Source organism: Psychrobacter sp. PSi21 (genome assembly GCF_054960615.1).
The window spans coordinates 1-19,338 of the sequence record NZ_JBHNYR010000009.1 but is presented as its reverse complement, the minus strand read 5'-3'; the positions used below and the strand labels follow the sequence as shown (position 1 = coordinate 19,338).

Annotated in this window: 19 protein-coding genes; 11 read left to right on the top strand and 8 right to left on the bottom strand. The window is 42.9% G+C overall.

Features of this window, described 5'->3' with window-relative positions:
* Positions 1–28: 28 nt before the first annotated feature.
* From ACFI32_RS07740 to ACFI32_RS07710, 7 genes are all read right to left on the bottom strand, one after another.
* A complete protein-coding gene (locus tag ACFI32_RS07740; protein WP_462625951.1) occupies positions 29–1,747 on the bottom strand; it encodes an FMN-binding glutamate synthase family protein in 1,719 nt (572 codons plus the stop codon).
* A 290-nt stretch (positions 1,748–2,037) separates the two neighbouring features.
* Positions 2,038–3,162, bottom strand: coding sequence for an RNA 3'-terminal phosphate cyclase (gene rtcA / locus ACFI32_RS07735; RefSeq protein ID WP_462625950.1), 1,125 nt, complete (start codon positions 3,160–3,162; stop codon positions 2,038–2,040).
* A gap of 44 nt (positions 3,163–3,206) precedes the next feature.
* Positions 3,207–4,352, bottom strand: a complete 1,146-nt coding sequence (locus ACFI32_RS07730; RefSeq protein ID WP_462625949.1) for an AAA family ATPase — start codon at positions 4,350–4,352, stop codon at positions 3,207–3,209.
* Positions 4,353–4,717: 365 nt separating this feature from the next.
* The gene (locus tag ACFI32_RS07725; protein ID WP_462625948.1) at positions 4,718–5,176 is read right to left on the bottom strand and encodes a DIP1984 family protein; all 459 of its coding nucleotides are present in this window, start codon (positions 5,174–5,176) and stop codon (positions 4,718–4,720) included.
* 25 nt (positions 5,177–5,201) lie between these two features.
* Complete coding sequence (locus tag ACFI32_RS07720; protein WP_462625947.1) at positions 5,202–5,945, bottom strand: hypothetical protein; 744 nt, start codon at positions 5,943–5,945, stop codon at positions 5,202–5,204.
* 280 nt (positions 5,946–6,225) lie between these two features.
* Positions 6,226–6,714: a hypothetical protein gene (locus tag ACFI32_RS07715; protein ID WP_462625946.1), complete on the bottom strand. Its 489-nt coding sequence runs from the start codon at positions 6,712–6,714 to the stop codon at positions 6,226–6,228.
* A gap of 104 nt (positions 6,715–6,818) precedes the next feature.
* The gene (locus ACFI32_RS07710) at positions 6,819–8,051 is read right to left on the bottom strand and encodes an RtcB family protein (protein ID WP_462625945.1); all 1,233 of its coding nucleotides are present in this window, start codon (positions 8,049–8,051) and stop codon (positions 6,819–6,821) included.
* Positions 8,052–8,357: 306 nt separating this feature from the next.
* On the opposite strand from ACFI32_RS07710, the gene ACFI32_RS07705 reads away from it, so the two are divergent.
* The 8 genes from ACFI32_RS07705 to ACFI32_RS07670 are packed head-to-tail and all read left to right on the top strand — an operon-like array spanning position 8,358 to position 16,568.
* Complete coding sequence (locus tag ACFI32_RS07705; protein ID WP_462625944.1) at positions 8,358–9,317, top strand: alpha/beta hydrolase family protein; 960 nt, start codon at positions 8,358–8,360, stop codon at positions 9,315–9,317.
* Between the two features lie 18 nt (positions 9,318–9,335).
* Positions 9,336–11,051, top strand: coding sequence for an RNA repair transcriptional activator RtcR (gene rtcR / locus ACFI32_RS07700; protein WP_462625943.1), 1,716 nt, complete (start codon positions 9,336–9,338; stop codon positions 11,049–11,051).
* Between the two features lie 18 nt (positions 11,052–11,069).
* Positions 11,070–12,080 carry a hypothetical protein gene (locus ACFI32_RS07695; RefSeq protein ID WP_462625942.1) on the top strand — a complete coding sequence of 337 codons (1,011 nt, stop codon included), beginning with the start codon at positions 11,070–11,072 and terminating at the stop codon, positions 12,078–12,080.
* An 18-nt stretch (positions 12,081–12,098) separates the two neighbouring features.
* A complete protein-coding gene (locus ACFI32_RS07690) occupies positions 12,099–13,055 on the top strand; it encodes a Hint domain-containing protein (protein WP_462625941.1) in 957 nt (318 codons plus the stop codon).
* A 21-nt stretch (positions 13,056–13,076) separates the two neighbouring features.
* Positions 13,077–13,874 (top strand): hypothetical protein, encoded by a 798-nt coding sequence (locus tag ACFI32_RS07685; protein WP_462625940.1) that lies wholly within the window; start codon positions 13,077–13,079, stop codon positions 13,872–13,874.
* Between the two features lie 18 nt (positions 13,875–13,892).
* Positions 13,893–14,699: a polymorphic toxin-type HINT domain-containing protein gene (locus tag ACFI32_RS07680; protein ID WP_462625939.1), complete on the top strand. Its 807-nt coding sequence runs from the start codon at positions 13,893–13,895 to the stop codon at positions 14,697–14,699.
* A gap of 33 nt (positions 14,700–14,732) precedes the next feature.
* Positions 14,733–15,575, top strand: a complete 843-nt coding sequence (locus ACFI32_RS07675) for a Hint domain-containing protein (protein ID WP_462625938.1) — start codon at positions 14,733–14,735, stop codon at positions 15,573–15,575.
* 18 nt (positions 15,576–15,593) lie between these two features.
* Positions 15,594–16,568, top strand: a complete 975-nt coding sequence (locus ACFI32_RS07670) for a Hint domain-containing protein (RefSeq protein ID WP_462625937.1) — start codon at positions 15,594–15,596, stop codon at positions 16,566–16,568.
* Positions 16,569–16,615: 47 nt separating this feature from the next.
* Here the strand turns inward: ACFI32_RS07670 and ACFI32_RS07665 are convergent, their stop codons facing one another.
* Entirely contained in the window at positions 16,616–17,443 is an 828-nt protein-coding gene (locus ACFI32_RS07665) for a hypothetical protein (RefSeq protein WP_462625936.1), read from the bottom strand.
* A gap of 449 nt (positions 17,444–17,892) precedes the next feature.
* Here ACFI32_RS07665 and ACFI32_RS07660 point away from each other — a divergent pair, with 449 nt between their 5' ends.
* From ACFI32_RS07660 to ACFI32_RS07650, 3 genes are all read left to right on the top strand, one after another.
* Positions 17,893–18,147: a hypothetical protein gene (locus ACFI32_RS07660; protein WP_462625935.1), complete on the top strand. Its 255-nt coding sequence runs from the start codon at positions 17,893–17,895 to the stop codon at positions 18,145–18,147.
* A 42-nt stretch (positions 18,148–18,189) separates the two neighbouring features.
* The gene (locus tag ACFI32_RS07655) at positions 18,190–18,579 is read left to right on the top strand and encodes a hypothetical protein (protein ID WP_462625934.1); all 390 of its coding nucleotides are present in this window, start codon (positions 18,190–18,192) and stop codon (positions 18,577–18,579) included.
* Positions 18,580–18,721: 142 nt separating this feature from the next.
* Positions 18,722–19,338 (top strand): hypothetical protein (locus ACFI32_RS07650; protein ID WP_462625933.1); only part of this gene is annotated, 617 nt, incomplete at its 3' end.

Below are 19,338 nucleotides of genomic sequence, written 5' to 3'. Positions count from 1 at the left end.
GCCCCATGCGGCTGGCAGTGGTATGCGTCTAGGGCAGTTGCATAGATGGTATGTGGCTGCTATTGCCTTTGTCGCGTGAGTCATGATTATAAGCAATCAGCGCGTCATTGTCTGCAAGGAAACTGTCGGCATCGGCCATCACCCACATTTGGTTAAAGACATCAGAACGGGCGCTGTGATCGAGCAGTGCGCCTTTATCGGTAAAGTAAAAGAACTTAGACAACAGCTTGATCTGCCCGTCATTGATACGGCGGGCGATGTGATAAGGCTTTAGCTCACTTGGGTGCGTGAGACCCACCGCACCCACGATACTGGCCAGTGATTTAAGGGTGTTTTTGTGGAAGCTGGCCACGCGTTCTGCTTTGCTAGGCACATCGAGCGCTTTTTGACGATAAGGGTCTTGAGTGGCAACCCCCGTCGGGCAAGTATTGGTATGGCATGAACGTGACTGAATACAACCCACCGCAAACATAAACCCGCGCGCTGAGTTGCACCAATCGGCGCCCAATGCCAGCATCCGCGCGATATCAAAGCCAGAGACGATTTTGCCACTAACGCCCACTTTGATCTTGTCGCGGATACCTGCACCCACCAAGGTGTTGTGCACCAACAAAAAGCCATCAATAAGCGGCATGCCCACGCTGTCCATAAACTCCACGGGCGCGGCACCTGTACCGCCTTCTGCGCCATCAACCACGATAAAATCGGGATAGTTGTCCATCTCAATCATGGCTTTGACAATCGCCATAAATTGCCACGGCTGACCGATACACAGCTTAAAGCCGACAGGCTTGCCACCTGACAACTCGCGCAGCTGCTGCCAAAAGGCAACCAGCTCACGCGGGGTGCTAAACGCGGTATGTGAGGCAGGCGAGATACAATCTTGTCCCAGCGGTACTTGACGCGTATCAGAGATTTCTTGGGTGATTTTGCTTGACGGTAGTACGCCGCCTTTACCGGGTTTCGCCCCTTGTGACAGTTTGATTTCGATCATTTTGACTTGTGGATCGACTGCTTTTTCGGCAAAAGACTGGGCATCAAAGTTGCCCTCTGCATTGCGGCAACCGAAATAACCTGTACCCAACTCCCACGTCAAATCACCACCAAACTTGCGGTGATAGGGGCTAATGGCACCTTCGCCAGTATCGTGGGTAAAACCGCCAATCTTGGCACCTTGATTGAGCGCCATAATGGCGTTTGCTGACAAACTGCCAAAGCTCATCGCTGAGATGTTAAACACTGACATGTCATGCGGCTGCTGACAGCGAGCACCGCCGACTGTGATACGAAAGTCTTTGTTTTTAAGCGGCGCGCTGGCTGCCGATTGTAAAAACCATTCAGAGCCTTGTTTGTACAAATCGTCCAATGTACCAAATGCATTGGTGTCGCTGACGTTTTTGGCACGCTGATAGACCAATGCGCGCTGCTGGCGTGAAAAGGGCACTTGCTCTTTGTCATCTTCGAGCAAGTACTGGCGAATCTCAGGACGAAAATCCTCAAGGACATAGCGAATATGTCCGGCTATTGGATAATTATTGAGTACAGAGTGTTTGGTCTGAATCAAATCGTAGATACCCAGCGCCACACCAGACCCACCGATGAGGATCAGCCACCAGTTTAACAGCAACAAACCTGCTAACAACAGACAAATGGCTGCGCCAAAGGTGCTGTAGCGTAGCAGTAAGCCGACTATATAAGGCAGTGGTTTTTTGGGTTCAGGGTTTAGGTTGGTACGAGATTCGGGCATAGCAGCGCTCAACAATAAAAAGACTAATAAAGGTGACAGCGCGGCAATCATGCCCTTATGGAGATGACAATAATGACATTGCCAATCTCAAGATTGGCAATGCAATCAACTCACCGCGTCTATAGGCCAGCCATCATATCATGAGTCATGGGCAAATTACGTAACGGCTTGCTAACGCTTGGTGGGGGCTGTGACGCGAGCAAGCGCGCGATTGATATCAAGCAATCGTAGATTCAGGTGGTATCTATGTCGCTCTTATATTGTGCTGCTATATCGTACGTGCTTAAGGGTCAGCATTGTACTTTGACCAGTACATGATTGTCTGTAAGGGTCTCAAAATCAATCGTGACGGGCAAAAACTGCGCAATCAGCCACGCTTGGGTCTTGCTATGCTTGCTAATCATTCGTGCCGTGAAGCCGCCGCCGCCTGCCAGCGCCAAAGGCAAGAGCAGCTGATCGGTCAAGTATTCATCAACCAAGGCCGTACTGTCATACAGATAGCGCTTGATCTGCCCTGCCAGACGCTTGCCGACTTTCTCAGCTGACATCCGCTTTTCACCCAGTACCGTAAATATTTCTTGATGCGTCTCGGTGCTATCAGCCAGTTGATGGGTAGCTAATTGATGAGTAACGGTGGCATGGCAGACGTTACCTTCACCGATACCGCGCAAGCGCTTGCCATGGGTGGTGATGAGCGCTTCATCGATACCTGCTTCAACCAGCGCTGCTGTCGCGCTGGCAAGCTCGCGCCGGCAAATAGCGTATTCTAGGTTGAGTATGCTGGCAGTCAGCGCAATACCGCTCAGCTGTCCGCGCCTCGACAACTCTAAGGGTTTAGTATCCGCACGGCGTAAAAAGGGCGTGATAATCGCGCGAACCGATCCGCCACCGACAGGGGCAAAGCCTACTTGCAAACACTCAATATCCACCTGCATGCCCAGTTTGCCCAGTAGCGGCACAAACGCCTGCTGCAAAAAATCCGTCGTCGGTGCTAACGGATTGTGTGTGCCGCCCGTGATGGTCAAGGTTGACTGCTGGCTCGTATTTGCATTGCTCGTATCTGCATTGGCAAACAGTAGGGCAGGCAGTAGCGTTTGTAGCACCAGACTGGTACTGCCTGCGGAACCGATATCAAAGGTATAATCGCCCGCTTGCACGATGCTTGGCGTAAAGTTAAACGCCATACTGCCCAAGTGCGCACCCGTGACCTTAGCATTTGATATCTGCTGTGACGCTTGCACACACATCAAATGCTGACGCATCAGCCCAGACTTCGCGCGTCCTGCGCGGATATTTATGATTTCAATCGGTATGCCTGTCAGCATCGACAAGGTAAGGGCGCTGCGGATGATTTGTCCGCCGCCTTCACCTGTGCTGCCGTCGATTTTTAGGGTTTGATTTTTTGCGTTTAGCATTCGCTTGTCTTATCTCTACAATGGTTTTGGGCGTTACGGGTGGATCAAATAAAGCCAATCTTGGTTTCTTTGACAGGCGCTTTGTGACTGTCTTCATCAATATTGGTCAGCTCAGCAAGTGTCGTTGGGGTCGCTACTTGCTTGTGGTTACCAATCGAGCGCAGATAAGCGTTGGCCTTATCCGTCTCTAACGGCGCAAACTTATACTCCGCAATCAAGCGACCTTTACGCGTGAGCGCGCTGTCTACTTTGGAGAGGTCTGAATTAAAGGTACAAATAAATTGACACTCCAAAATATCTGATAGCATCCCATCCGCGATATTCAAAATAGACGATACCACGTCGGTATTGATGTCATCGACGGTGCGCTCAGCAATGTAGTTTTCACAATCCTCAAGCACCAAGACAGAATTTTTATTGTCAATCAGCAGCGACATAAATCCAGGGTCGGTCAGCGCGCTGATCATATTGGTTGGGATAAACACAAACTGCTTATTTGGCACTTGCGAGGTCAGCCATTTGATATAGTTGGTTTTTCCTGAGCCTGCAACGCCGTGTAGCAGCAGCACGCCTTTACTGTCATTGGTCAGCTTGTCTTTGACGTGCTGATGCACGGGTATAAAGTCGTCGTTATACATCAGCGTCAGATCAATCGAGCGCGGCTTGATACTGTGCGTTTTTAGCACCAATCCTTCAGAATCTTTGAGCAAAATAGACACTTTGGCTTCGCTTGATTGATATTTTTGCAAATAGGTTTCAAACAGCTTTTTAATGTTTTCAGGAGCGTCTGTGTTGCTTGATTCGTAGTAAACATTGCTCACGCGTAGCAAGCCATCTTCCATAATATGTTTGTCGTATTCATCGGAAAGGTTAGTGTCTGCGAGTACAAAAATCTCTAGGGTCGGGTGAAAATAGCACAGCTCAGAGGCGTAGCTCTGATTGGTATTTTTATTGTAGCTGACTGAGTAAAAGTCGGTGCAGCGCTCAAAGTCCTGCAAGTGATGCTCGCTAATCACCAGCTCACTATTGGACAGATAAATGCCTGACAAGATATTGTCTAGTAGTGATTCAAAGGGTTGGTCTTGACTGGGATAAAAATAATCATCATCGATGATTTTTACTTCAGCGCCGTGGCCTTCTATACTTAACAGCTTGCGCGGGGTGTAAAATCGAGATTGCATTAATTTCATAGAGTAGGGGTGTTCCTCAAAAGGGTTAAGAGTCGACTATAATAAGTCTATTAAGCGTTATTTGCCATCATTTACTGCATATCTGTGCCTGATGACACGATAATTTTTATCAATACGTTTGGATAATAAAAGTGAAACCGACTGTCAGCATCTGGTGGTAAGGTCTACAGGGTACAGTGTGCCAAGTGACGTATACGGGGCATTAGGTGTAAAAAAGCGTTTGCCCGCAACGCGTAGCAGCCACGACAGTATGTTTTCAACCCCCTGCTGTGGAGTGCGGGGTCTGATACTCGCCCAGTCGGTTCCAAGGTGGTCTAGCTGCCTACATCGCGCAGACAGATAGCATGACAGTAAAAAAGGGTGTATTAACCAACAAGGTCAATCTGCCAGTTGCTCGCCTGAATCAGAATGTTGAGTTTGCGCAGCTTGACCGCGATGTCATCGGCCTGTTTTTGTAGGCTGGCGACCGATATCAATATTTGCCACTTAATCTCACGCGCACTGTAGCGATCGACCTCGATTTCGGTGGCGCTGATGGTATCGATGAGTAGTTTGTGCCGCATCTCTAAGGTATCGCGCTCAACGAGCAGCGCCATCATCGCTTGACCGTTGTCCGTCTTGGCAATCGCATTGGTACGGTGGATGCGCTCAATCAATGCCGTTAGCTCAGTGATGACTTGGCTGGCATCAATAAGCAACTGGTTCGGGTCTTCGTTTGGCGTGTCGCCTTCTTGGACTTTGACATTGCTGCGAATGCGTCCTTTAAGTTGTGCCAGCTTTTTTTGCATATCGCTACGGATGAGTAGGGCTTCTGCGAGTTTCATTTTGGTTTCCTTTTTTATTATTGATTTATATCAGTCGCAATACATGTTCATAAGTGTCCAACTGATCATCATCCAATGAATCAATATCTTCAATGGCCAATAGAATTTTGTTTGAAAAACTGTTAAATACCTCATTGGATAATGCCCAGTCAGTAAATTGTTTATCTAAAGTGTATGACGTCCAACCAGACTCATAGTTCAGTTCTTTAAAGCGGAACCAAAACATATCCGCATAGTCATACAGGGCTTTAGGATAATCAACTGCCTGTCTCCAGATATCCAATAAGAAATCAATGTTCAATCCTGCTTCATACCACGTAAAAATAAGCTCGTCTGCTTGGAAGTGCTTATCTCTTTCAATAATTGTCTTTTTGAAATGTAGCGCGGCAAACTCTCTAATAAGGTCAATCTCCTCTTTGCCCCAGTAGGCCGCTTTATCAAAGTGGCAGGTCTGAAAAGTAAATTCTGGTGGCTGCCTGACATACTCACTCGAAACATATAGCTCAATAATTCTAGGCAGTAGATATTTGGCTTCTGGTATCAAAAATTCTACTGAATATTTCGCAGCATCTAAGTACTCATAAACAGCGTACCAACTAAGTTGATTCAATGGAGCAGTTAGAATCTCTTCTACACTCTTTTTTGATATACAGCACCCTGTACAAACACCTGTAACTTCATTAATAGAGTACTTCGAGAAGACGTCGTAAATAGTCGCAATCAACTTCTCCATTTGTAGCGCTATATTTTGTTGATTTAGTTCATTCACGTTACACCTCGAATTCAGTCTTATATTTATTTTTTCTATATGGTGGACATGACGGGAGTCGAACCCGCATCAATGCAATAACTGCCGTTTTTAGTCGAACAGCCGAGAATGATATTGGCGACTGATGCAATGGGTGACCCGTTTTCAGAGCCAGCAAAGCACTTCTAACCTTACTATCAAACCCAGTTATGATTTCCTACTGCACCTAGTTTTACCTAGACCGCAAATAACAATAAGTTTTGTGCGGTGGCGTCCCCTGTCTGCCAACATGCCCATATTTTTAATTAACTTGTTTTGGCTCAGCCCAAAAAGTGATATTCGCTTCTTCCAAACTATTTACATCTAGCCCGCAATATTTGACTGCGGTATTAAGATGTGGGAATTCGGCTTTTAGTTGGTAACCCCAAATTCTTTCTAACAGACTACCCAAAAATTCGACTTGCGTTGCATTAGCTGAAACCTCACAGGTCTGTCTCAACAGATAAATAATGTCACGACAGTTCGCAAAAGACTGATAACTAACGAAATCTCCATAAAAATTCTTATCTACATAATCAATAAGATTGTCTGGTCTATAACAATTTTTCTCAAAGATGCCGCCTAATGTTTCTTCAAAGTCTGGACAATAGACTGAAGAGTAAGCAACAGTGAGTTCAGGTGAACCATGAAAACCTAACCAGTCTTCAATCTCAAAATCTTTGCCATTCAAGTCTTTCCATTCTTGAAGATCAGTAATCAATTCAGTATCTTCAAAGCCCTTATATTTCATAGATTATCTCCTTGATACCGTTTATTTGTGCAGTCTCAAGCCAGCCAAGCACCGCTTGGCCTTTTTGAACCTAAAAAGGTTTCCCAGACCTTTAATGAACGTTTTTACCCCTTCACACAAACCACCTGCCGCAAGGTATGCACCACTTCCACCAAGTCGCTTTGGGCGCTCATGACGTCTTCAATGTTCTTATATGCCGCTGGAATTTCGTCAATCACGTCCGCGTCTTTTCGGCATTCTACGCCTTCGGTCTGCGCGATTTGGTCGGCGGTGGTAAATATCTTTTTTGCCTCGGTGCGTGACATCACGCGGCCTGCACCATGCGAGCAAGAGCAAAAGGACTCTTCATTACCTTTACCGCGCACGATAAAGGATTTTGCCCCCATTGACCCCGGAATGATACCGTACTCGCCAACGCGCGCTCGCACCGCACCTTTACGGGTGACAAAGATATCTTCGCCATAGTGCTCTTCTTTCGCCACATAGTTGTGGTGGCAGTTGACCGCTTTGACCGCCGCATCGAACGGTTTTGTCACGATGGTACGCAGCGCCTTGATGGCTTTTTCCATCATGATTTCGCGGTTTTTAAAGGCAAAACGCTGTGCCCAGCCCACCGCAAACCAATAGTCATCAAAATGCTCTGTGCCCTCAGCAAAGTAGGCGAGATCTTTGTCAGGTAGGTTAATAAACCATTTACGCATGTCCTCGCGCGCCAGCTCAATAAAGTAGCGACCGATGGCATTGCCCACACCGCGCGAGCCTGAATGCAGCATGATCCACACTTGATTGGTCTCATCAAGACACACCTCGACAAAGTGATTGCCTGTACCCAGCGTCCCCAAATGCTTTAGGTTGTTAGTGTTTTTTAGTTTGGGGTGCTTTTGGGTGATGTAGTTAAAATCATCGACCAGCGTGACCCAACCATTCATCACGGTGTCATCAGGGTTTGCCCATGCGCCCACATCACGACGCGAGCCGCGACCGCGCGTTTTGCTGCGCCCATGCGGAATGGCTTTTTCCAGCTCGGTGCGCAGACCATGCAAATTGTCAGGCAAATCATCAGCGGTCAGCGTGGTTTGCACTGCCATCATTCCGCAGCCGATATCGACACCGACGGCCGCAGGAATAATCGCTTCTTTGGTCGGCAGCACCGTCCCGATGGTCGCACCGATACCGACATGGACATCAGGCATCACCGCGAGCCACTTATAAATAAAGGGCATCTGTGAGGCTTTAATCAGTTGATCGTGCGCTTTTGGATCGACAGGCACGCCTTTGGTCCATAGGCGGATTGGGGTTCCGCCGTCTTGAATAATGTTATGAGTGGTTGGTTGCATGTTGTGCTCCTTCATTTTTTATAAAAGTGTTCTGTCTGTACTTTATATAATGCGAAGGGTGTGCCAAGTTTGTCTGCAAAGTTGATGTAAATACTTAAGATATTGATATCTATATAAAAATAAATTAAAAAGAATAGATGTTGAAAAGTTCGGTTATCTAAATGAGAAAAATAAACTATAAAATATTCTATAAAAGTAGTTATTATTATAAATTTAACAACTATCATTTGTTTGGCGTATGGGTAATTCTGCTACAATCAGCGGGTTATCGTTGTGGTGGGTCAGTTTTTTTAAGAGGATAAGAATATGCAACGAGTGGGTGGGCAAGGTAGAAAGGCAACGTGGCATCGTGCGTTATTGGTTAGCGCGTTCATGATAATGGGTGTTAGTGTAAATACCAGTGCGACGGCCGCGCCAACGCTGGCATCATTGCGCAGTCATTATGAGACGACCATTAATATCGAGCCTACGATTAAGACACCATTACCAAAACCGCCGCCACAACTCTTTGACAGCGTGCGCTATGACAGTGATGGTGTGTCACTGGCTGCCTTTGTCACGCCTGATCCGCAAGATCAAAAAAAGCATCCCGCCATTGTTTGGATAACGGGTGGTGAGTCGAACACATTGGCAGACTTTTGGCGCAAAGGCGCTAAGCAAAATGACCAAACTGCCAGTCCATACCGTGATACGGGTGTGATGATGATGTTTCCGACCTTGCGCGGTGGTAATGACAATGCAGGCAATATCGAAGTGAACTACGGCGAAGTCGATGACGTCATCGCAGCGGCAGAATATCTGGCGAGTTTACCGTATATAGATAGCAGTCGTATTTATCTGGGCGGGCACAGTACAGGCGGTACGCTTGCGCTACTCGTCAGTGAAGTGGCAAGCAGCACGCATCCTGATTTGTTTAAAGAAGTCATTAGCTTTGGCGCTACTCAAGAGACGATGTTTTTGCAAGAGGCTGCCTTTACTGGTGATGAGCAGCGAGAGATGGCTTTGCGCGCGCCTGCCAATTGGACTGATGATATTCGCATGCCTACGTGGGTTATTGAGGGGAAGCGTAGCGGTAACTATCGCGACCTAAAGCCCATGTGTGATAAGAACAAAAACCCAATGCTGCGTTGTGCCTTTATTCCGCAGCACGACCATTTTAGCGTGCTGTATCCATTGAATCGTCACCTTGCGCAGCAAATCATGGCAGACGAGCCGCTATTTATTGATAGCAATGTATGGACAAGCAAAAAACCAAATAAAAAATAATGAGCTAAGCACATCATCATGAGTAAAAACAACAAAACCGCCGTCATCGGCTTTCTTGGCACCACGTTAGATAATGGCTTTAACGACAAGCGCTGGCAACGCTGGCGACCGACTGTCAGTTTGGGGTTGCAAGATGATTTGCTGGTTGATGAGCTGCATATTCTCTATAGCAAACGTGATAAACGCTTGTTTAACCTTATCTGCGAGGATGTGGCGCAAGTCAGCCCGCAGACGCAAGTGATCGGGCATCGGGTTGCGCTTACCAGTCCGTGGGACTTTGCTGATGTCTATGCCGAGCTGTATGACTTTGTCACAGGGTTTACGTTTAACACCGATACCGATTATTTGTTACATCTGACCACGGGCACGCACGTGGCACAGATATGCTGGTTTTTGCTGGTCGAGGCGGGGTTTATGCCTGCCGACTTTATCCAGACCTCGCCATGCCTCAAGCCTGATCAATATAATCCGCAAGGTCGCTATCAAGTGATTGACTTGGATGTGTCGCGCTATGACAGTTTGCGCGCGCGTTTTGAGGCCGAAAAAGCCCAGCATTGGCAAACCCTACAAGCCAATCTGGTTACCCAAAACGCCGCTTATAAACAGCTTATCTCTGATATTGAAAAAGTGGCGACTCGCTCCACCGCGCCCATTATACTCTTGGGAGAAACAGGGGCGGGCAAGTCGCAACTGGCGACCCAAATCTATGCGCTCAAAAAAGCCAAGGCCAACAATGCCGCCCACAGCAAGTACGCGCTAGGGGCTTTTGTCGAGGTCAACTGCGCGACCTTGCGTGGTGATACGGCAATGAGCGTGTTGTTCGGTCATGTCAAAGGCGCATTTACAGGTGCCGCGTCGAGCCGTGATGGGCTGCTCAAATCAGCCGATGGTGGTTTGCTGTTCTTAGATGAAATCGGTGAGTTGGGACTTGACGAGCAAGCAATGCTGCTCACTGCACTTGAGGAGCAGCGTTTTTATCCGCTTGGTAGTGATACGTCGATTCACGTATCATTTCAGTTGATGGCAGGCACCAATAAAGATTTGCGGCAAGCGGTTGTTGATGGCGAGTTTCGAGCGGATTTGTTTGCGCGTTTGAATACGTGGACGTTCTTTTTGCCATCGCTAAAAGACCGCCTAGAGGATTTGCCTGCCAATATCGACTATGAGCTGGCACGTTTGGGCAGTGAGCAGCAGCAGCAATATCGCTTCGCCCCAGAGGCGCGGCAGCTGTATGAACACTTTGCCACAAGTCAGGACGCCACATGGCAGGGCAACTTTCGTGATTTGACTGCTAGTATGATTCGTCTGACTACTCTTGCTGAGAGTAAAGTCATTCGGGTTAAAGATGTGCAAGCAGAAATTGAACGCTTAACACATCTTTGGGGTTTACCTAATGGTTCAGGTTCACACCAATCCAACCAGATAACGAATAAAAATAGCCTAAGCATAAATAAACCTAAAACGGAGCTGGACAGTAAAACCATCGAGCAAGGCAGCCATAATATGTTAAGCCAATATCTTGATAAAGATGATATTGCCATGATTGACCCATTTGATACGGTGCAACTGGCCTATGTGATTGAAGTGTGTATCAATCATAAGAACCAAGCGGCAGCGGGGCGTTATCTGTATGCCAACTCCCGTGACAAGCTGAAAAATCCCAATGATAGCGACAGACTGCGTAAGTATCTGATGAAGTTTGGGCTAAGGTTTGATGAGCTAACGCCAGAATAAAGAATAGGAGAAAAGCACATGAACAACACAGGATTTGTCGCAGGAACACTCATTCATACAGATAAAGGTCTAGTACCAATTCAAGAGCTAAAAGTGGGCGATAGGGTATTATCTCGTGATGAGTCTAACCCAAACGGTGAGCTGGTGTATAAACCTGTTACCAGTACATTTGAATCACCAGAGAAGAAGGTAGTGCGTATGAGTTTTTCTCCACCACGCATTTTGGGTTTAGACAACATTAACAAAGCCATTGCGGACAATCCAAATATCAATGATGCCTTAGCTATTAAAGAGTTTTTTGAGGATGCGCTAAAAGAATATGGTTTACGTGATGAATATCCACAAGGAGAAGCGAGACCTTCAATACATGAGGCTGCTTTATATTGTTCAGAAGACCACCCTTTCTGGACAGAACAGTATGGATGGATGCCCGCTAAAGATATATTGAGTATACACGATTTATCGAAATGTGGCGCATGGATAGATACTGAATTAGTTAACTTCTTAAACATACCTATGGAAGGTGTTGATTTTGGTGTACCGACACCCCTTTTAAGAACAAATGTGCCCAATGTAGCCGTATGTGCAGATTATTGGTCAAGAAGAAGATCGGGTTATCGTCAAATAGTCGATTTTAGGGGAGGTATACCATTAATAGTGGATAAACATCCGAGAGCTATTGATAGTAGCATGTATCTTGATAACGAAGAGCACTATATATCCGATCCTGCCGACCCTACGATGAGTATGTTATGTGAAGACAAGCTTCTTATAGAAAGCGATATATATAGTCATGCTATGGGACGCTTTGAGCTTAACGAAAATGGAAGCTACATAAATGAAAATTGGGACGACTATGATGCAATGACAGAAGAAGAACAAGCCATTGATGATGAGAAAGGTGAAGCATATACCTACTACAAAACCACGGTTTATAATATTGAAGTCGCAGACACGTATACCTACTTCGTAGGCAAGCATGGCGTTTGGGTACATAATGCCAGTTTGAACAACCAACCAAATCAATAATAAAAAAAAGGAACATTCATGAACAACACAGGATTTGTCGCTGGCACGCTAGTACATACAGATAAAGGTTTAGTGCCTATTGAGCAGCTAAAAGTTGGCGATATGGTATTGTCTCGTGATGAACATAACTCGGAAGGTGAGCTTGCCTACAAAAGAATATTAAATACATTTGCGTCATCACAAAAGCAGAAAATAGTTAGAGTAGCCTACAACACCGTAAAGGATGAAGTGACTGATGCTAGAGTTAAAGAGGTTGAAGATAGCAAGCGGTACTATAACCCTGATGAGCTAACCGATGTTTTCTATATTTACTGTACAGAAAACCATGCTTTTTGGGCAAAACCTACAAAATACCATAGCATGTATCCAAAAGAAGAAGGGTGGTTGAGTGCGGTCGACTTAGCTCAGGATGATAAAGAATATAGGGATAAGGACTATTCGTTGGTTGCTTATAGCAATCGTCCTATACTAAACACCAGCTATTATACATTTTCAACGCCCTTGATAAGAACCAGTATTGAGGATATTGCCATACAGCGAGACCATTTATCAGATGAGCCAGGCGATATTTACAATTTTATTGATTTTAGTGAAGGTAAGCCTGTTATTTTAAAAAATGTCGATGTGTACAAGTCAGCGCAATATAACTGGTGGGATGAAAGACAAGACCATATCGGTTTATCAGAAAACCCAAATCATCGATTTGTGAAAGAAATTCAGACTGACGATGATTTTAGAATGGTACAAAATGCTTATTTACACGACGAAGGGCTACTAGACAAAGATGGTTGGACTGGTGCTTATGAGAAATTGACTGATGAAGAGCGTAAGTATCATTCTGCCAAATCTAATGAAGAGCAGTACTATCTAGCAACAGTCTATAATATCGAAGTCGAAGATCATCACACTTACTTTGTCGGAGAGCATGGTGTTTGGGTCTATGACACCAGTTTAAACAACCAACCGCATCAATGATCAAAAATGAAAGGAAAGCACATGAATAACACAGGATTTGTCGCTGGCACGCTAGTACATACTGATAAAGGGTTAGTACCGATTCAGGATATTAAAGTCGGCGATAGGGTATTGTCACAACCAGAATGGAAAGGTGAAGAGTCTTATAAACCAGTTATAACCACTTTCCGTTCGCATGAAGAAAAAGAAGTTTATGCGTTAAGATACATTGATAATTACGTTGAACCTGATCCTGAAGATTACTTTGAACCAGTAATGAATCTTCCAAATATGAAACCGTCTAAAATAAATATTGAAATCTTGAAAGAAAATCATCCAGTTTGGGTGAATGGAAATGAGGATTTTGAAATTTTGGAGGGGTGGCGTCTTGCAAGAGAAATGACAGGTGATGAACAAGTTGTCTTTAAAGGCGGTGAGGAAGCTGGGGGTATTATATCAATCAATTATTTATTCAAAACAGCTATCGATAATGTATTTTATCTAGATCCTAGAGGAGACTATATACCCTTTATTATTGATATGAGAAATGAAGAAATATGTATTTATTATATCGCCCACATAGTACTAGAAGCCTATAACAATATTTTTAATATTGATGAGCATCCGCCATTGGCTGACAATATAATAATAGGTGACTTAAACAAACATGATGTCTTAAATCAGGTGATTGATTTAGTTAGAGTTCCTGATCGTGCTGCATATAAATTAGCTACAGCAGAAGTATTTAATATAGAAGTAGCTGATAATCATAATTATTACGTTGGTGAGAAAGGGCTTTGGGTACATGATGCCAGTTTGAACAACCAACCAAATCAATAATAAAAAAAAGGAACATTCATGAATAACACAGGATTTGTCGCAGGAACGCTTGTTCATACGGATAAAGGGTTAGTACCTATTCAAGATATTAAAGTGGGGGATAGAGTGCTCTCTAAGCCTGAAGATGGTAGTGGTGACATAGAGTATAAGCCTGTGGTCAAGACCTTTATGCATGAAGACAAAGAGATGTGGATCGTGCGTTTAGAAAAAAATACTGAGAAGTTTAATAAAGATCGAGAGATGGTTGATTATCAAACATACAAGTCAGCTAGCCGCTTTAGTAGTTTTCTAGCGACGCCCAATCACCCTGTTTGGGTAGTCGGTGCCATGGAGAACCCACAGGAAGATATTGAGTTCTATAATCAGCCTCACTTTAAACGTGTGGACGAACTACAGCAGTATGAAATTGCTGTAAATACCGATGGCGTAATGTATACCGTTGAGCGTGTGCAACCTACCTATCAAATCGCTAATGATAATTTAGAATTCAATCCAAATTATTTTTGGTATCAAGAGCACTATCATGAAGACTACTACGACGATTATGTGCAAGATGCCGAAGAACATATGCTTGATTATAGTGAAATTGAATATAAGGATATGGGATATGTTGATAACATTAGCTTTTATCAGGAGAAAGGCTATTTGGGCCAACATATTGAAGATAATGGAGGCACCATGCGGATGTTCAATCAATTGACCAACGCGCAAGGTGAACATGTTTTATATCAGGCAACCGTCTATAACTTTGAGATGGTAGACAATCATACCTATTTTATTGGTCGAGCTGGACTATGGGTACATGATGCGAGTTTAAATAACTAACCACATCAATAATAAAAAATGAAAGGAAAATTAATGAACAACACAGGATTTGTCGCAGGCACGCTCATCCATACGGATAAAGGGTTAGTGCCTATTGAGCAGCTAAAAGTGGGTGATAGGGTATTGTCTCGTGATGAGCATAATTCGGACGGTGAGCTTGCCTACAAAAGAGTATTGAATACGTTTGTTTCCACTGAAAAGAAAAGGATTTTTAGCGTAGCATTTGAAACTGTAAAAAGAGATATGGATTTAGAGAAGTTTAATAGAGTTAAGTCGGTTGAGATTATTGCTAATGAAAAAGAAAGAAACGGCTTGTCTTATCTGTTTTGCACAGGGAATCATGTATTCTGGACTAAAGAATCTGGATGGACACAAGCTGAAGACTTGGCGGTCACCAAACGCTATAAAAATGAAGATAGGGATTATACTTTAGTGTGCAAAGACGGGTCACCTACTTATGGTGCGAGTCTTTTTACATCTAAAGAACCACTTTATAGAACAAGTTTGGAAGATGTAGCATTACATAAGATTGAAAATATCGACGACTACGGAGTAGCTAATTATGTAGATTTTAGTCAAGAGAAGCCTAAAATCTTGAAAAACTGTAGGATTTGGACAAAGCCTGAAGATGAAGAATTTTTAAGTGAAAGTCAAAGCTTTATTGATTTAGATATCGAAACCAATCATAGATTTTCAGATAAAAATAAAGATCAACTCCATTTTGAATGGGTTACTGATTTGTATAATGAAGATGAAAAAAATTATTACGTTGATAACGTTTATAATATCGAGATCGAAGATTACCATACATACTTCGTTGGTGAGTATGGTGTTTGGTTACATAACACCAGTTTTAACAATCAACCCAATCAATAATAAAAAAAAGGAAAATTAATGAATAACAAGGGATTTGTCGCAGGGACGCTCGTTCATACGGATAAAGGCTTAGTGCCGATTCAGGACATTAAAGTCGGCGATATGGTGCTGTCTAAGCCTGAAGGTGGGGTGGGTGATATCGAGTACAAACCCGTACTCAGTACCTTTAAATCAACCAATAAGAAAAAGGTGTTCAAAGTTGAGTACTTTAATGAAACAGCTGATGCGCGAGGTGCAGAAGGTAGAAATTACATTTTATGTACCAGCAATCACCCATTTTGGGTAACTCGCCAGCCTGAAGGTTTAGAGGGAGAATGGCTATCAGCAGAGCGTTTGCCATCAGGTTATCTAACCTCTGCTCATGGCGATACGATTGCACTTGATGATTACTCGTTTATCCCTGTACGTACTTTACCGAACTACCCTGAAGGCTGTGCTTACATACAAAACATACAAGACAAAGACTTATGGGAAACTGATGGACTGGTTCAATTTGTAAAATTCTCAGATAGTGGCTATCAGTATGTGAGTTTAGCGGATACAGAAGAGAAATTTAACCAAGAGATTAAAACGCTTAATTGGGAAACCTCTGACGCTAAGTTGCTGATCAATCAAAAAGCTCCCTTCTTAATTGACCCAGAACTATATAAGACTTTAAACATTCGCTTGCTACAAGATATACTTCCTTACTGTCATTCAGTAGAGAGCTATATGGAATTTGCCAACGCACCTTTAATGTTCAATGGCAAGGTAGTAAGAGAACATAAGTCTTCTAGCGAATCACAGTATAAGAATAATATACGTGGAATTAAAAAATATGGTAATGCAACGGGTTTGCTAGAGGAAAGTATCCATGAGAAAATGGAGAACTACTATGACCCTGCGCCTAATCCTTATGAGGACTATGTCTATAACATAGAAGTCGCGGATCATCATACTTATTTTGTCGGGCATGATGCGGTGTGGGTACATAATACAAAAAATATCCGCTGAGGTTTGAGGATTTGAGTCAATAAATCGATTTACGCGTCAGTTAAGGACTAAAACTCATATCCACGTACCACAGGTTTATCTGCGGTAAAATTAATCTCGTAATTATGATACGCATCTTTTTCATCGATCATGCCATCATTATTACTGTCTGACTGGGTGATAAAGTAATAACGAGAGACTTGCGGCATCCATTTGGTTTGCTGTACGAACTCGTTATCAGGGTGCAATTTGATAAGCGCGTTACCCATATCATCACTCATGTATAGTACTTTTTTGGATGATAACGGTTTATCATTGTCGTCTTTTACATACGGTGTTTCATTAATGTGATAAATCACGTGACCAAGTAGCGTGATGATATTTTTCTGCTTCGTTTGTGCTGGGTTGTCAGTGACGGCACTACTAGGAGTCTTTGCTGGACGGATAGTATAGGGTAAAAATACTTGATGAATCATAAAGTCATTATTGGGTAGCAGCGTCTTAATTTTCCCTGTTGCCTTGTTTTCAAAGACCAGGTTGCTCATATGGCTACGGTACTTGTAATCATCCCATTTTTCAAATATGGTGTGATAGTCTTTTTTGTCCCTAGATTTGATGCTGCTTAAAATTTCATAATCATCAGAGATACTGATGGGCGTTATTGGATGTAAGAGTGCTGGCAAGCCCTTAACATACTGAGGAAATTGTGTTTTGGTAGAAATTTGGGCACCTCCATCAGTAGTGGTGTCTTCTGAATGCGCCGTATCACTATGATCAACAACCTGATGGTTAGTCTCGTTATTGGTCTGTTGGCAAGCACCAAGGGGCAGAGCAAATAGTAAAACAGCACTTACCTGAGATAAAAAACCAAATCTGTATTTATTAGATACGTTCATTAACTATCCTAGTTGAATTTAGCAGTAAATAAATTTTAGTATAACAACATACTATACTTTATTCGGCGAATGCTAACCTTTTAATTTCTAGTGAGATAAATGATGTGAAAAATCCAGAGATAAAACGATAGCTAATACGGAGATTGTTCTTCGAAGTGAAAGCTGTGTATTTCTAGGGCCAAATTTAAAACTCGTTGATTGTGTTGTTATCCATAAGCAAACGGCTAGAGGTATACAGTTCTTAGATGCTCAAAGCAGTTGGTGGTATTTTCCAAACGAAGAAGAAGCTGACCAATTGGCAAGAGCATAGTGTGACCTTCGATTCGGTAACCTTCAAAGGTAGTTTTTTAGGATGCAATTTAGGCGAACGCCCTGATGAAGAGGCATCAAATCATTATGGATTAGTAAAAGACTGTGATTTTAGCCAAGCAAATATGCACCTATGCTGATTGTTTGATGCTGATATCGAAAGCATTAAATTTGGTAGATGGCCGTACTTCACTATTATTGATCTCGAGGCAGCCGCCATTCAAATTCAGAAATTAAACGTCCCAAATGAGTTAATAATATCGTTAGATATTTCTGATGAGCCAGAAGGAACATCAGCTGTACTATTCAATGCTGACTTGATTGCTAAGAAAGAAGGAGTTGATATAGAAGTTATCAAAGAGTTAGTCAGCCAGATTGATAGTGTCATAATGTAGGTTGTTTTATGGTTATAAAGGCTATTATTAAGGAGGTCTACTATGATTGGTGATACGGTTATTTTTGAACCAGATGTCGAAAAAATTAAATATGATCCAGAAGAAGGGCACGGGTTTACATTTGAAACGTTGTGGTTTGATACCATTACAATGCTTGAGCTTACGGATATAATTGATATTCAAATTGATATGGCTGACACCATAGTTTATGATGAGCATAGTGGCTATCTACTATCAAAGCTAAACCCAAAAGCGGTTGGCTATATTTTTGAGAGATACCCAACACTGATGACCCTCAAAAACGTCGATGACTTAGATGAAAACGATTCGTTATATCAATTAGGTGATGTTGAGATATCTGATCTGATCAAGCTCTATGAGTTTACAAAACAGTATGGTATAGAAAATCTATATCTTTGCTCCACCTTTTAAAATCCTGCTATCACAGCTTTTTATAATAATGCATTAAGATCTCATCTAGAGATGATGACTCAGTATTAACTATTTTGAGCAAATAATAGAACTACCAGAGATTTTTTCCTAAATTTAAAGATATGACTAAAAAGGAAAAAATATGTTTAGCTTTCTTAAAAAAAAGATTAAAAATAATAGTTGGAGTGGAGTACTAAAGTCTCACATATTACCTGAGTCAGAATATTACTATTCAGAAATAACGACATTTGATAGAGAGTTTATTAGAGAAAAAATTAGTAAAACGTTTAGTCCTCATATGTCGGTGAATAATAAATTCCATGAAGGGCTTTATCTAAATTATGCTGAGTTCGATGAACAAGTATCTACTGCCTATTTTCAAGTTTCTTTAGATATCGCCAATGCTATATTGGCTTTACCCCAAAGTGAGACTGAACGTTGGAATGGTGAGGATCTATATACAGAATTGTATCATCCAAGTATATCAATCGATAAGCTCTTGATTGAATCACTACTGGATAATGAAGGTATAGATATGGATGAGTTAGCATGTTTCAGTAATGCATTATTAAATTATTTAAAAACATACAAGGGCAGGCTTTGGGAGGGTGTTAATGAAAGTAAGTACTTATCTAGCATTTGGTATCTTATGATAGCAGGGCAGTTACAAGACGCAAAAGCGCACCTTAGCGTTAGAAAGTCATTTCGATATACTGAAAACTTATATAATTGGACAAAGCAGCTCAATAAACTATTGAT